General features: G+C 68.0%; 13 protein-coding genes. 3 read left to right on the forward strand and 10 right to left on the reverse strand.

Going from position 1 to position 13,465, the window contains the following annotated elements; genetic code table 11:
• Nucleotides 1-305 precede the first annotated feature (305 nt).
• The gene (locus DK26_RS22165) at nucleotides 306-1,493 is read left to right on the forward strand and encodes an MFS transporter (protein WP_066477174.1); all 1,188 of its coding nucleotides are present in this window, start codon (nucleotides 306-308) and stop codon (nucleotides 1,491-1,493) included.
• A gap of 14 nt (nucleotides 1,494-1,507) precedes the next feature.
• Here the strand turns inward: DK26_RS22165 and DK26_RS22170 are convergent, their stop codons facing one another.
• The 3 genes from DK26_RS22170 to DK26_RS22180 all read right to left on the reverse strand — a co-directional run bounded on the left by DK26_RS22170 (nucleotide 1,508) and on the right by DK26_RS22180 (nucleotide 3,082).
• Nucleotides 1,508-1,696, reverse strand: coding sequence for a DUF3008 family protein (locus DK26_RS22170; RefSeq protein WP_066477175.1), 189 nt, complete (start codon nucleotides 1,694-1,696; stop codon nucleotides 1,508-1,510).
• 68 nt (nucleotides 1,697-1,764) lie between these two features.
• On the reverse strand, nucleotides 1,765-2,502 hold the full coding sequence (locus DK26_RS22175) for a hypothetical protein (RefSeq protein ID WP_066477177.1): 738 nt from the start codon (nucleotides 2,500-2,502) through the stop codon (nucleotides 1,765-1,767).
• Nucleotides 2,503-2,602: 100 nt separating this feature from the next.
• Entirely contained in the window at nucleotides 2,603-3,082 is a 480-nt protein-coding gene (locus tag DK26_RS22180) for a DUF2938 domain-containing protein (RefSeq protein WP_066477179.1), read from the reverse strand.
• Nucleotides 3,083-3,284: 202 nt separating this feature from the next.
• On the opposite strand from DK26_RS22180, the gene DK26_RS22185 reads away from it, so the two are divergent.
• Complete coding sequence (locus tag DK26_RS22185; protein ID WP_066477182.1) at nucleotides 3,285-4,397, forward strand: ROK family protein; 1,113 nt, start codon at nucleotides 3,285-3,287, stop codon at nucleotides 4,395-4,397.
• A gap of 76 nt (nucleotides 4,398-4,473) precedes the next feature.
• Here DK26_RS22185 and DK26_RS22190 read toward each other — a convergent pair whose 3' ends face one another.
• From DK26_RS22190 to DK26_RS22220, 7 genes are all read right to left on the reverse strand, one after another.
• A complete protein-coding gene (locus DK26_RS22190; protein ID WP_198162395.1) occupies nucleotides 4,474-5,466 on the reverse strand; it encodes an alpha/beta hydrolase-fold protein in 993 nt (330 codons plus the stop codon).
• Between the two features lie 74 nt (nucleotides 5,467-5,540).
• The gene (gene soxA / locus DK26_RS22195; RefSeq protein WP_066477184.1) at nucleotides 5,541-6,299 is read right to left on the reverse strand and encodes a sulfur oxidation c-type cytochrome SoxA; all 759 of its coding nucleotides are present in this window, start codon (nucleotides 6,297-6,299) and stop codon (nucleotides 5,541-5,543) included.
• Nucleotides 6,300-6,306: 7 nt separating this feature from the next.
• Nucleotides 6,307-6,633 carry a thiosulfate oxidation carrier complex protein SoxZ gene (gene soxZ / locus DK26_RS22200; RefSeq protein WP_066477190.1) on the reverse strand — a complete coding sequence of 109 codons (327 nt, stop codon included), beginning with the start codon at nucleotides 6,631-6,633 and terminating at the stop codon, nucleotides 6,307-6,309.
• A gap of 4 nt (nucleotides 6,634-6,637) precedes the next feature.
• Nucleotides 6,638-7,132 (reverse strand): thiosulfate oxidation carrier protein SoxY, encoded by a 495-nt coding sequence (locus DK26_RS22205; protein ID WP_066477194.1) that lies wholly within the window; start codon nucleotides 7,130-7,132, stop codon nucleotides 6,638-6,640.
• Entirely contained in the window at nucleotides 7,095-7,526 is a 432-nt protein-coding gene (soxX, locus tag DK26_RS22210) for a sulfur oxidation c-type cytochrome SoxX (RefSeq protein WP_066477197.1), read from the reverse strand. The genes DK26_RS22205 and soxX overlap by 38 nt, the downstream gene beginning before the upstream one ends.
• 130 nt (nucleotides 7,527-7,656) lie before the next feature.
• Complete coding sequence (locus tag DK26_RS22215) at nucleotides 7,657-9,846, reverse strand: molybdopterin cofactor-binding domain-containing protein (RefSeq protein ID WP_083533502.1); 2,190 nt, start codon at nucleotides 9,844-9,846, stop codon at nucleotides 7,657-7,659.
• A 91-nt stretch (nucleotides 9,847-9,937) separates the two neighbouring features.
• On the reverse strand, nucleotides 9,938-10,405 hold the full coding sequence (locus tag DK26_RS22220) for a (2Fe-2S)-binding protein (RefSeq protein ID WP_066477201.1): 468 nt from the start codon (nucleotides 10,403-10,405) through the stop codon (nucleotides 9,938-9,940).
• 446 nt (nucleotides 10,406-10,851) lie between these two features.
• On the opposite strand from DK26_RS22220, the gene DK26_RS22225 reads away from it, so the two are divergent.
• On the forward strand, nucleotides 10,852-13,461 hold the full coding sequence (locus DK26_RS22225) for a DUF3772 domain-containing protein (protein ID WP_066477203.1): 2,610 nt from the start codon (nucleotides 10,852-10,854) through the stop codon (nucleotides 13,459-13,461).
• Nucleotides 13,462-13,465: the final 4 nt, after the last annotated feature.

The raw sequence follows: 13,465 nt of genomic DNA on the forward strand, positions 1-13,465 counted from the left end.
GCGTTCTCGCGGAATCGATAGCCGGCCAATGCAAGCATCGGCAGGGATAGCATGTCCGCTCGAGTAAGCCGCGCAAATTTTGGCGGAACTGAGCTTGGCAGCGGACAGGCGGCGACATTGCCGCCATGCGGCCGCTGCAAGCCCCGGCAGCGCGATGGTGACCGGTGCGCCCTTGTGCAAGTCGGCGGGTGACGGCTTGATTCGCTGGCGGGAGGAAGCCGTGAGCAGGCCATGGAGCGGCGCTTGTCCGAGATGAAGAGCAGGACCGCCTCCGCGCCGGCACTTACGAGCCTTCGCGGAAGCTGATGGCCACGCAGCGCTCGACCACCGCGATCGTGCTCGCGCTCGGCACAGCCCAGACGGTGGCCTGGGCGTCGAGCTATTACTTGCCGGCCGTGCTGGCGACGCCGATGGCGCGCGACCTTTCGACCAGTCCGGTCGAGATCTTCGCCGCCTTTTCCGCCGCGCTGGTCGTTTCCGCGGTGGTCGGTCCGTGGGCCGGCGCGATGATCGACCGGCAGGGCGGGCGGGGCGTCCTGATCGGTTCGAACCTGATCTTCGCCGCCGGGCTTGCCTGCCTTGCCATGGCGCAGGGCAAGACCCTGCTCTGGGCGGGCTGGCTCGCCATGGGGCTCGGCATGGGCATCGGGCTCTATGAGGCAGCCTTCGCGGCGCTTGCCGGCATCTACGGCCGGGAAGCGCGCTCGCCGATCACTGGCATCACCTTGCTCGCCGGCTTCGCCAGCACGATCGGCTGGCCGCTCTCGGCGCTGATGGAGGCGGAGATCGGCTGGCGCGGTGCCTGCCTCGGCTGGGCGGGCCTGCACCTCATGCTGGCATTGCCGCTCAACTGGTTGCTGCCATCGGGCAAGCTCGCAGTACCAAGCCATGCGACCGCAGCGAAAGCCGGGCAGGACATAGCAGGAGCGGAGCCCAAATCGCGCTGGATCATGGCGCTGCTCGCGCTGGTGTTCGCGATCAGCTGGTTCAACAGCACGGCGATGGCGGCGCATTTGCCGCGGCTGCTCGAGGCGGCGGGGGCGACAACGGCGGTCGCGGTCGCCGCCGGAGCATTGATCGGCCCTGCCCAGGTCGCCGCTCGTCTCGCCGAATTCACGCTGATGCGGCGGCTGCACCCGCTGATCTCGGCAAGGCTGGCGACGCTGACCCATCCACTCGGAGCCGGCCTGCTCCTGGTGCTGGGTGCGCCCGGTGCCTATGGCTTCGCCTTCCTGCACGGAGCCGGCAACGGCGTCCTGACCATCGCCAAGGGCACCTTGCCGCTCGCGCTGTTCGGGCCTGTCGGCTACGGCCTGACGCAGGGGCTGATCGGCGGTCCCGGACGAGCCTTGCAGGCGGCCGCGCCGCTGCTGTTCGGGCTGGCACTCGACCGCTGGGGCGTGCAGGCGATCTGGCTGACGAGCGGGCTTGGCGTGATCGCCTTCCTCATGCTGCTCCTGATCCGCTTGCCGAAAGGCGAGATGCGAAACTGAGCGGCGCTGCCGGCTCAGTGCTTGGTCACATGCTCGGGCTTTCCCTTGCGCTTGGTCGAGGCGAGCTCGTCGAGCTGCCGCTCGGTCATCGATTCCTCCATCGATTTCGAGGCGCCCTTGAGATCGCTCTTGGGGATGTCGCCGCGCTTGGCGGCCAGGGCCGCGCCGGCGGCCTTCTGCTGCGCCTTGGATTTTGCGGGCATAGCTGACCTCCTTTGAAGGGACGGGGTGTCCGATCAACCGGAGGCTGCCGCGATGGTTCCGGTGGCGCTCAGCGCCTGCGGGAGCCGGGCCGAGGCGGTGTGCTGGCGGAGGCGCGCCGGTCGCGATCCGCGGCTGCTACCGTGGCCAGCCAGATCACATGCCGCGCGCCGCCTCCAGAGGCATTGGCGCGGACCTTCTTCTCCTCGACGGAAAAGCCACTCATGCGCAGGCGCTCGGTGAAGGAGCGGTCGGGACCAGCCGACCAGATGGCGAGCACGCCGCCCTTGCGCAGGGCCGCCTTGGCGGCGGCGAGCCCGGCGAAGTCGTAGAGCCGGTCATTGGCCGCGACCATCAATCCATCGGGGCCGTTGTCGACGTCGAGCAGGATCGCGTCATAGCTGGCCTTTCCGGAGCGGATCAACGAGGCGACATCGGCCTCGCGGATGCTGACGCACGGATCGTCGAGGCAGCTGGCGAAGATCGCGGCGAGCGGGCCGCGAGCCCAGGCGACCACTTGCGGGATCAATTCGGCGACGGTGATCTCGGCATCGGCCGGCAAGGCGGCCAGCGCGGCGCGCAGGGTAAAGCCCATGCCGAGGCCACCGATCAGGAAGCGCAGTCGGGGGCGCTTGCCGACGCGCTCGGCGGCGAGCGTCGCCAGGGCCTCCTCCGAGCCGCGCAGGCGCGAATTCATCAGCTCGTTATGGCCGAGCGTGATCGAGAACTCGCTCTCGCCGCGCTGCAGCAGCTTCAGCGTGCCGCCGCCCGGGATCGGCGCGGCGTCGAGCTGCGTCCAATGCGCCATGCGTTGCACTCCTGCTGCGTTCCTGAGGACCCGCAAGGGGTCGGTCAGGGGGCTCTTAGTCCAGCCGGCCGGGCTTGGCGAATGGCGTGCCGCCCGGCGTTCAGCGCGTCAGCAGCGCGGTGAGGTAGAGGCCGAGGCCGAAGACGACATGGTTGACGAGGCCGACGAGCCGGATCTGGCCGGGGTTCGGCCGCTTGCTGGCGGCGACGCCGAAGCCCATGCCGGGCTGCAGGATGAACCAGCCGCAGCCGACGGTCACGATGCCGACGATCAGCGCGGGGATGAGGGTTGGGGACTTGGCCCAGCCGAGCCCCCAGATCAGCAGCAGCACGGCGGCGAAGAGGATGCCGACGACGTAGTGCATGATCCAGCCGATGCCGAGCTCGCCGGACACCGGCTCCGAGGCCGAGATCGGGTCATGCATGAAGCGCCCGCGCGGCAGATGGGCGAACCAGCGCCCGACCATGGCCCAATTGGCGAGTGGGATGCCGAGCGTGCGGTTGAGCAGCAGGGCCCAGAGGTCGAGAATGGCAGTGGCGCCGACGCCGATCACGATCGCGCGGCCGAGAAATTCGAACATGCTTCAGCCCTCCGAGCGGTCCCGAAGGCCGCATCCCCTTGCGAACCTTATGGAGGGGAAAGCAGGGGGCAAGGTCAACGGAAAGCCTTCCCTCATCCCCATTGCCGGCGCAGGGGCGGCATGCGCCAGCATGGGTCATCGGTCGCAGGCGGAACCTCGGGCGGCACCAGTCGTTTCCTCCGCGGCGACAGGGGAGCGAGCGATGGCGGTTGCGACGGCGGCGAATGCGGGCACGAAGGGCGGACATGGCGCAGAGGAGCTGCCCTCGGTCACCGTCACCAGCTACAATCTCGAAATCCGCGATGGCGACGGCTTCATCGGCGACAAGGCGAGCCGGGGGGCCTTCATGGACCATCTCGCCGAATTGCGCGGCCATCTCGCCGAGACGGGCGAGGACCCGCTCGGCGACACCGACGCGGCTCCGAGCAAGTCCGAGCTCGACGAACTGATCACCAACGGCGAGGCGCGCGAGGCGGCGCTGGTGCTCTCCGCGGTCGAGCGCTTCGCCCAGTCGCTGTCCTTCGTGATCCGCCGTTTTCTCCGGCAGAAGGCGTGGGCTCCGATCGAGCGCATCGTCGTCGGCGGCGGCTTTCGCCAGAGCCGCGTCGGCGAGCTCGCCATCGCCCGGGCCGGGATCATCCTGCAATCGGAAGGGCATGCGAGCGAGCTGGTGCCGGTGCGCCACCATCCCGACGAGGCCGGTCTGGTCGGCAGCGCGCATCTCGCGCCGAAATGGATATTCGAGGCCTATGACAGCCTGGTCGCCGTCGATATCGGCGGCTCGAACATCCGCGCCGGGATCGTCGAGCTGCGCCAGGACAAGGCGCCCGACCTCGCCAAGGCGCGGGTCTGGAAATCCGAGCTCTGGCGCCATGCCGACGAGGAGCCGAGCCGCGAGGAGGCGGTGAAGAAACTCGGCAAGATGCTGCGCGAGCAGATCAGGCAAGCGCAGAAGGAGGGCTTGCGCGTCGCGCCGTTCATCGGCGTCGGCTGCCCCGGCTGGATCGAGGCTGATGGCGCGATCGACCGTGGCGCGCAGAACCTGCCGGGCAACTGGTCGAGCAGCCGCTTCAACTTGGTCGAGAGCATTCGCGAGATGGCGCCGGAGATCGGCGAGCACGAGACCGTGGTGGTGATGCACAACGATGCGGTGGTGCAGGGCCTCAGCGACATGCCGTTCATGCAGGATGTCGAGAACTGGGCCGTGCTGACCATCGGGACCGGCCTCGGCAATGCGAGCTACCGCAACCGGGAGAAGCCGAAAGGCAAGGACACGGACGAGAAGGAGAAGGCCGGCAAGGGCAAGAAGGACTGATCGCCATTCCAACCCCGGTTGCGGTCCCGGGTCTCGCTTCGGTCGCCCGCGATGACTTTGTCCTGTCGTTCCTTGCCTAGTCCCGCTTCGCCGGCAGCGCCCACATCAGGCCGCGCGTGATGATCGCCGGGAAGACGGTGAGGTGGTCCTCGCCGGGGATGATCTCGCTGGTCAGCGACAGGCCGGGATATTCGCGCGAGCGCAGCGCCTTCTCGAATTCCTGCATGTCGGCGATCATGTCGAGGTTGCGGCTGAAGCGCCGGTCGTTTGAGGCCTTGTTGATCGTCTCATAAGAGGCGATCGCCATCAGCACGTTCGCCTTCAGGTCCTTGTTGGCGTCGGCATAGGCCTTCTCGCGGGCGAACATCACCTTCTGGTCGAACCAGAGCGAGGGGCTGCCGAGGATGTAGTGCGAGAACATCTTCGGCTCGGTCAAAAGGATGTGGACGCCGAACAGGCCGCCATAGGAATGGCCGGCATAGATGCTGCGTGTGGTGTCGGTGCGATAGGTCGCGGCGACGAAGGGCATCAACTCGTCGGCGAGGAAGCGGCGATACTCCTCCGCCTCGCCGAAGACCGGTGGGCGGCCGGATTCGTCCCGCGTCTTCTCGCCGTTCGGCGTCGGCGTGTAGTCGCGGCGCCGGCTGAACTGCCTGGTATCGCCGACCGCATAGGAGAGGCCGACGAGGATGAACTCCTCCAGGCCTTGGGCGCGGTTGCCGACGCGCTGCGCGATGCTGCGGACCAGCGGAAAGGAATAGTCGCCATCACTGACGAACAGCACCGGGAAGCGCCGTCGCGGTGAGGAGTGGTAGGACGGCGGCAGGCTGACATAGATCTCGTAGTCGCGCTGCAGCGCCTTGGCGCGGATCGTCCTGACTTCGGTGTCCTTGAGGACGAAGGGGGCGGGGTTAGCAGCGGCAGCGGGCGGCACCGCAGCGCTGGCCGCAGCAGCATTCGTGGCGGCAGGGCTAGCCGCGGCGACCGGAGCCTGCGTTTCAGCGGCGGGCTGCGCGAGCGCAGCGGCGGCGCAGAACAGCATGGCGAGCAAGGCAGGCAGGCGTAGCATCCGCCGCATCTCCGACAGGAATGTGCCGGCATCGTGACGGCTTCGGTCCGCTCGGCCAAGCCGAGTCCAGTTGGTCAGCGCCGCAATCCCGGGCTCTCCAATGGCAGGCCTTTGGCGCGCGCGGCGAGATAGAGTTCCAGCGCGAGATATTCCGGGGCGCCATAGTCGAATTGCGTCGCCCGGACGCCGAGCGAGCAGGCGCGCAGACGCCGGTGCAGCGAGCCGACCTCGTTCCATTCGAGGCGGTAGGCGGGGTAGCCGGTGCCGACGCCATGGCTGATCGTGTCGCCGCGTAGTTTTTCGCCGACAAGATCGTCATGGCATTGCCGGCAGGAGAGGTTGAGCTGGCCTTGCCGGCGCTCATAGACGGCCTTTCCGGCATCGAGATAGGGTTTCGCCGCGCCATCGGTCGTCACGCTCATCGGCAGCCCGCGCGAGAGCGAGGCGAGATAGGCGGTGAGGCCGAGCAGCTCGGGACTCTCATAGCCGAAGGCCGGCTGCCTCTGGCGCTGCGTCCGGCACTGCTCGATGCGGCCCTCGAGATTGATCAGCTTGCCGCTTCCGGCATCGACCTGCGGATAGCGGGTCGCGGCGCCCTTCAGGCTTCGCTCCGGATCGGCATGGCAGGTGATGCAGGCCGGTGCTTCACCGCTGCGCCGGCTGAACAGCTCCTCGCCTTGCTCGACCCAGAGGAAGCCGGGATTGCGGGCCTCGTCGGATTGCTGGCGGCGCATCTCCGGCGAGAGGAAAGCGCTGCCCGGCCTGATCTCCTGGGCTGTGGCCACAGTGGTCGCAAGCGACAGGCCGATGAACAGGGCCGCGCGTGTCGTCACTGGCGGCTCACGTCACGACGAGGCGCGCGGTGCGGGTGAAGACCGCCCCGCCATCCTCGCGCCATTCGAAGACGAGGTCGCCGGTCTCGACGGCGCGGGTGGTGAAGCTGACGAAGGGGTTGGCAGAGATACCGGTGTGCATGTCGAAGCGGAAGACCGGTTCGCCGGCATAGGTCACGGTCAGGCGGTTGAGGATCTTGCGCGGCACGATGCGGCCTTCCGCATCGACCTGGCCGCCGCGATCCATGGGATGGCGGACGAGCACCCGGATCTCGACGATTTCGCCGGCCTTGGCCTCGGCAGGCATGGTGATGCGGGCATTGAAATTCGCCATGAAGTCAGCCTCCGTCGATGCAGGCGCTGAGCGTCACGACGATATCGGCATCGGCCATGAAATAGCTGCCGTTGCTCAACGCCGCGACGACCGCGACCTTCTGCGAGGTCGCGAGACGAAGGGTCGCCGATATCCGGGCGCGGCCACTCCGCGGTGAGAGGTGGAAGCGCGCCACGTTGGGATAAGGGTTCTTCTCGGCGATGACATGGATCCAGCGGACATGGTCCGCTTCCGTCATCGGGCTGTCGATGCCGATCGCGACATCGACCGAATTGCCGTTCTCGACCAGTTGCGGGATGTCGAAGACGATGCCGCCGCGCATCGGCGTCGCGCCTTCGGTGACCCGGGCGATCAGCTCGGCCAGCGGCGTCTGGGTCGCCGACCGGGCCGCGTCCGGGAGGGCGGCGAGCGCGAGGCCCGCCGAACCGGCGGCGAGCAGCTGGCGGCGCGAGGGCTCGCGCTCAGGGCGTGCGCAGGCGCGCGAGATAGGCGACGACATCCTCGATCTCCTGAGCGTTGAGGGCCGGCAGACCGCGAAATTGCGGGGCAACGTCTCGCAATCCTTCGGTGCGGAAATAGGGCGGCATCACGGTTTCCGGGTTGAGCAGGCTGGCGTCGACCAGCCGCAGCCGCAACTGGCCGTCATCGAGCCTGGCGCCGACGTCGGCGAGCGGCGGGCCTATCGTCCCCTGGAAGGGCTCGTCCGGCTCCGGTACCCGGTGGCAAATCAGGCAGTTGCCGCGCGTACGATCGAGCACTACCGCCCGGCCGCGCTGCGCGTCGCCGGACAGGCCGGCGAGCGGGGCGGGAATGGCGTCGCCAGCGATCGCGTAGGGCTCGAGCGCGACAGCTGGCCGAGCGCTCGTTCCGCACGCGAGAACGACCGCCGTCACTTCGGCCGCCGCGCAGCAGAGGGCCTGAATCCATCGTAGGGCGCAGTTTCCGACGATGGATTTCGGAGCAGGGCGGTTTTGCCGCCCGTCCGGAATGACGTCTCCGCTTCTCACGCTCCTGCGCCTGACCTCACGCCTTGCGCAGATCGGCGTTGCGGAGCGGCATGGACCGCACGCGCTTGCCGGTGGCGGCGAAGATCGCGTTGAGGACGGCCGGCGCCGCGACGGCGATGGTCGGCTCGCCGACGCCGCCCCAGAAGCCGCCGGAGGGCACGATCACCGTCTCGACCGCGGGCATGTCCTCCAGCCGCATCACTGGGTAGCTGTCGAAATTCTCCTCGACGATGCGCCCGTCCTTGACGGTGCATTCGCCGAACAGCGCGGCGGAGAGGCCGTAGACGAAGGAGCCCTCGACCTGGCGTTCGATCTGCGCCGGGTTGACGGCATGGCCCGGATCGGTCGCGGCAGTGATCTTGTGGACCTTGAGCTTGCCCTCGGGGCTGACCGAGACCTCGGCGACCGCGGCGACATAGGAGCCGAAGCCCATGGTCTGGCAGATGCCGCGATAGACGCCGTCGGGCGCCTTGCTGCCCCAGCCGGCCTTTTCAGCGACGGAATTGAGCACGGCAAGGTGCTTGGGGTGGTTCTTCATCAGCGCGCGGCGGAATTCGAGCGGGTCCTTGCCGGTGGCATGGGCGAGCTCGTCGATGAAGCATTCGAGATAGATCGTGTTCTGGTTGAGGTTGACCCCGCGCCAGAAGCCCGGCGGGACATGCGGGTTGCGCATGGCGTGGTCGATCAGCAGGTTCGGGATGGTGTAGCCGATCGAGGCCTCCGGCCCGGGCGGGTTGAGGCCCTGGAAGACGGCCGGATCGCGGCCATTCTGGATGTTCTGCGGGAAGATGCCGGCGACGATCGACTGGCCGGAGATGCGCATGTGCAGGCCGGTGAGGTTGCCGTCCTTGTCGAGCGCGCCGGTGAGCTTGCACTGGGTCACCGGGTGGAAGCGGCCATGCAGCATGTCCTCCTCGCGCGACCAGATCAGCTTCACCGGCGTGCCGGGAATCTGCTTGGCGATGGCGACGACCTGCCGGACCCAGTCGTGCACCGCGCCGCGCCGACCGAAGCCGCCGCCGAGGTCGATCTTGTAGGCCTCGCATTTCGCCAGCGGCAGGCCGGAGGCCTCGGCAGTCGCGGCGAGCGCCGCCTCGCCGTTCTGGGTCGGCGTCCAGACCTCGCAGCGCTCAGGCGTATAGAGCGCGGTCGCGTTCATCACCTCCATGCAGGCATGGTTCTGGAACGGGTAGGAATAGACCTGCTCGATCGTCCTTGCCGCACCGGCGATCGCCGCCTTGACGTCGCCGACCTGGTTGCCGACGGCGGCCTGCGGCGCATCGAGCCCCTCCTTCAGCCAGGCGGCGATGCTTTCGCTCGAGACCTTGGCGTGCTCGCCCTCGTCCCAGACGATGGGCAGTGCGTCGAGCGCCGTCTTGGCCCGCCACCAGGTATCGGCGACGACCGCAACGGCGCTGTCGCCGACCGGCAGGACATGCTTCACGCCGGGCATGTCCTTGATCTTGGCAGCGTCGAAGCTCTTCACCTTGCCGCCGAAGACCGGGCAGTCCTTGATCGCGGCGTTGAGCATTCCCGGCAGCTTGAAGTCCATGCCGTAGATCTTCTTGCCGTTGGTCTTGTCGGCCGTGTCGAGCCGCTTCAGTGGCTTGCCGGCGATGGTCCATTCCTTCGGATCCTTCAGCGGCACCTCGGTCGGCGGCGAGAGCTTGGCGGCGGCGGCTGCGACTTCGCCATAGCGCAGCGAGCGGCCGGACGCCTTGTGGGTGATCACGCCCTTGCTGACGCTGCATTCGGCGGCCGGCACCTTCCATTCGCCGGCGGCGGCCTGGACGAGCATGATCCGGGCGGCCGCGCCGCCCTTGCGGACATAGTCATGGGATTCGCGGATGCCGCGGCTGCCGCCGGTCGAGAAATTGCCCCAGACGCGGTTGCGGGCGAGGTTCTGGCCGGGCGTCGGATATTCGGTCGTGACCTTGGCCCAATCGCATTCCAGCTCCTCGGCGACGAGCTGGGCGAGGCCGGTGAGCGTGCCCTGGCCCATTTCGGAGCGAGCGATGCGGATCACCACCTTGTCGTCGGGCTGGACGACGACCCAGGCGTTGATCTCGGGCGTCGCGCCCTGGGCCTTGGCCTCGTCGGTGAAGGGCACGGAAAAGCCGAAGGTGAAGGCACCGGCAGCGGCGGCCGACCCGGCGAGCAGGCTGCGGCGGGAGAGCTTCATCTCGACGGCAGAGGCGGATGTCATGGCGTCCTCCAGGTTCTGGTCGGCGCGGGCGAGGTGAGCAGCCATTCGGCGGATCGCGATCGAGCCCGGCGCTGTGAAGGGGAAAGAGGGGTCAGCCGCGGCCGAGCTCGCCGCCGGCGGCGACCTGCTTGATGGCGGCCTTGACGCGGTTGTAGGTGCCGCAGCGGCAGATATTGGTCATCTCGGCGGCGATGTCGGCATCGCTCGGCTTGGGATTGGCCTGCAGCATGGCGGCAGCGGCCATGATCATGCCGCTCTGGCAGAAGCCGCATTGCGGCACGTCATGCTCGATCCAGGCCTTCTGCAGCGGGTGGTTGCCGTCGGCCGACAGCCCCTCGATGGTGACGATCTTCTGCTCGGCGGTCATGGCGCTGACCGGCATGGCGCAGGAGCGCGTGGCGACACCGTCGATATGCACGGTGCAGGCGCCGCATTGGGCGACACCGCAGCCATATTTCGTGCCGGTCAGTCCGATCTGTTCGCGAATGACCCAGAGCAGCGGCGTGTCGCCGTCGACCTCCACATCGATCATCTTGCCATTGATGTTGAGCTTAGCCATCGCAAACCTCCCGGTTTCGATTCCAGAGCTGGCGAGAGAGCCAGCGCGCCTCGCCGTTCGGTCGCCCGGCCGCTGCAGGGCCGGATTTATATTGGTCGAAATACAAACTCAGTTGGGGAGGGAGCACCAGTACCCCTGCGGCATGGCGGCGATCACGGTCTCGCGGGGACGTCGACGCGCCGCGGCCAGGCGGCGAGGCCACCGCAAATCGCGCCGGTGACGGGGTTCCGCCATCATCCTGTCCGGTTTCTTGCCGAAAAGGCGCGGCACGACCGCAGCCACCCGGCTCGCTTTCACGGGAATGTGATGCCTTTATCCGAACCTCACCAGCCGGCGCGGCTCTGCCGCGAAGCCGGCCCGCAGCCGCTTTTCTCTGCCATGCTTGATTTCGCCGCGCGGCGGTGGCGAGGCTGCGCAGGGACGCGAATCAGCCCGGCGAGAACGGAATGCCAGTGAAGTCCAACGCCCGGAATGTCTTCGCCGCGTTGGCCGGCCGGCTCGGTGTCGCCCTGTTCGCGCTCTGCCTGCTGCTGCCGCTCTCGGCGCTGGCCCAGCCGGCCGATCCGGCGGCGGCGCGCGGCAAGGTCGATTCGATCAAGAAAGAGCTGACCCAGATCGAGTCGGTGCTCACCAATCCCAATGCCACCGACGCCGAACTGCAGCGGCAAAGGCTGCGCCTGCAGCCCCTGCTCGATCAGATACGCACCCTGACGGAAGAGCAGGTCCCGCGCTTCGAGCAGGCCAAGACGCGGCTGGACCAGCTTGGCCCCAAGCCGGACGCCAAGGCGCCGGCGGAAACGGCCGAGGTCGCCCGCGAGCGCGAGGCCCGGGAGAAGGGTTTCGCCGAGGCCGACGAGTCGCTGAAGCTCGCCCGGGCGACCCAGCTCCAGGCCGAGCAGCTGCAGACCTCGATCAGCGACCTCCGTCGCGACCGCTTCGCCAAGACGCTGTTCGCAGCCGGTCCCTCGATCCTCAGCCCGGAAATCTGGAGCATCACAATCCCGGCGTTGCCGTCGGATATACGGGCCTCGCAGCTGATCTTCGGCGACTGGCTTTCGGTCTTCGGCAGCGCCCTGCTGAGCCCGCGCGGGGTGATCGTGTTGCTCGGCTTCCTCGGCGCGATCGGTCTTTATGTCGCCCGTGCGCGCTATCTGCCGCGGCTGACCGCGCGCCTTGCCGCGCGTGAGGACTCCACCAGGGTCTACTGCCTGCAAAGCGCGCTGATCCGCCTCGTCGCGCGCGCCGCGCCTCCGGCGCTGGCGAGTTGGCTGATCTATGCCGCGCTCAACACTGCCGGCCTGCTGCCGCCGCGCATCCAGCCGGTGATCCTCGCCATCGTCTACGGCCTTGCGCTCTATGCCTTCGTACAGGCGCTGGCGGACGCACTCTTCGCCCCGGGCGAACCGCAGCGCCGGCTGGTCAGCGTGATGGAATCGACCGCCCGGACCGTCGTCTGGATGGCCGGCTGGCTCGCCATCGTCATGGGCGTCGGCAAGGTGCTGGAAGCCTGGTTGCAGGCGATCGCCGCCGGGCTGACGCTGTCGATCATCGTGCGGGGCGTCGTCGCCAGCATCTTTGCGCTGACGCTGGTCGCCGGCCTCTACCGGCTACGCGACAATGACGAGATCGAGCAGGAAGCCTGCCTCGGTCCCTATGTCCCGGTCGACGGCGCCAGCCTCGGCCCTGTGCGCATCCTGGCCTGGCTGGTCGGCATCGCGGTCATCCTCGCCGTGCTGCTCGGCTATGTCGTGCTCGCGACCTTCCTGACCGAGCAGGTGCTGTGGCTCGGCATTCTCGCCGGGGTCTTCGTGCTGCTGATGCAGCTGATCGAGCTCGGGACCGAAGGCCTCCTGACCGGCGATGGCCGCTTCGCCATGAGCCTGCGGGCGGGCGTCGGCCTGCGCGCCGCGACGCTGCAGAAGGTCGCGGTGGTGCTGGCCGGGGTGCTCAAGATCATCCTGTTCGTCATCACCTTCATGCTGGTCTTCGCCCCCTGGGGGCTTGAATCGGCTGATTTCCTGACCTCGCTGCGGGCCGCCTTCTTCGGCTTCCAGGTCGGTGGCGTCACGGTCTCGTTGTCCTCGATCTTCTTCGGGGCGCTGATGTTCGCGCTTGGCCTCGCGGCGACGCGCTCGCTGCAGGGCTGGCTGAACGAGAAGTTCCTGCCGACGACAAAGCTCGACACCGGTCTGCGCAATTCGATCACCACCGCGGCCGGCTATCTCGGCTACACCGCGGCGGTCGCGCTCGCGGTCTCGACGCTCGGCTTCAGCCTGGAGCGGCTGACGCTGGTCGCTTCGGCGCTCTCGGTCGGTATCGGTTTTGGCCTGCAATCGGTGGTGTCGAACTTCGTCTCGGGCCTGATCCTGCTCTGGGAGCGGCCGATCCGGGTCGGCGATCAGGTGCTGGTCGGCGATGCCGAGGGCATCGTCAAGCGCATCAATGTGCGCTCGACCGAGATCGAGACCTTCGATCGCTCGACCGTGATCCTGCCGAATTCGAACCTGGTTTCAGGCGTGGTGCGCAACCGCGTCCGCTCCGACCGGACCGGGCGCGTGCTGATCTCGATCAGCGTGCCGCGCACCCTCGACCCGACCGAGGTTCGCTCCGTGCTGGCCGAGGCCGGCGCCGACCATGGCGACGTGCTGAAGAAGCCGCCGCCGAACGTGCTGTTCAGGAAGATCGGCACGGCGACCATAGACTTTGACCTGATCTGCGTGGTCGGCGATGTCGACCAGGTCGGGCGCGTCACCAGCGATCTCAACTATGTCATCCACAAGCGCCTCGCCGAGCTCGAGAAGCCAGCGGCGGCGGCCGAGTTGACGGTGAAGGGCTTGGAAGGCATCGAGCAGTCGCTCGGCAGCATCGCGACTGCGGTCGCTGGCGAGCGCAAGGCGCCCGCGCGCGCGGCCGCGAGCAAGGTGAGAGCGAGCCGATCCCGCGCGGCGAACGAGGCTGCGGTGGACGAAACCGAGGACGCTGCTCCCGCCAAGAACGGCTCTGCGCCGGATGCCGGCAAGGACGAGGCCGGCGGCAAGGACGACAACAAGGAATGATGCG

Source organism: Allobosea sp. WAO, assembly GCF_001509835.1.
GTDB lineage: Bacteria > Pseudomonadota > Alphaproteobacteria > Rhizobiales > Beijerinckiaceae > Allobosea.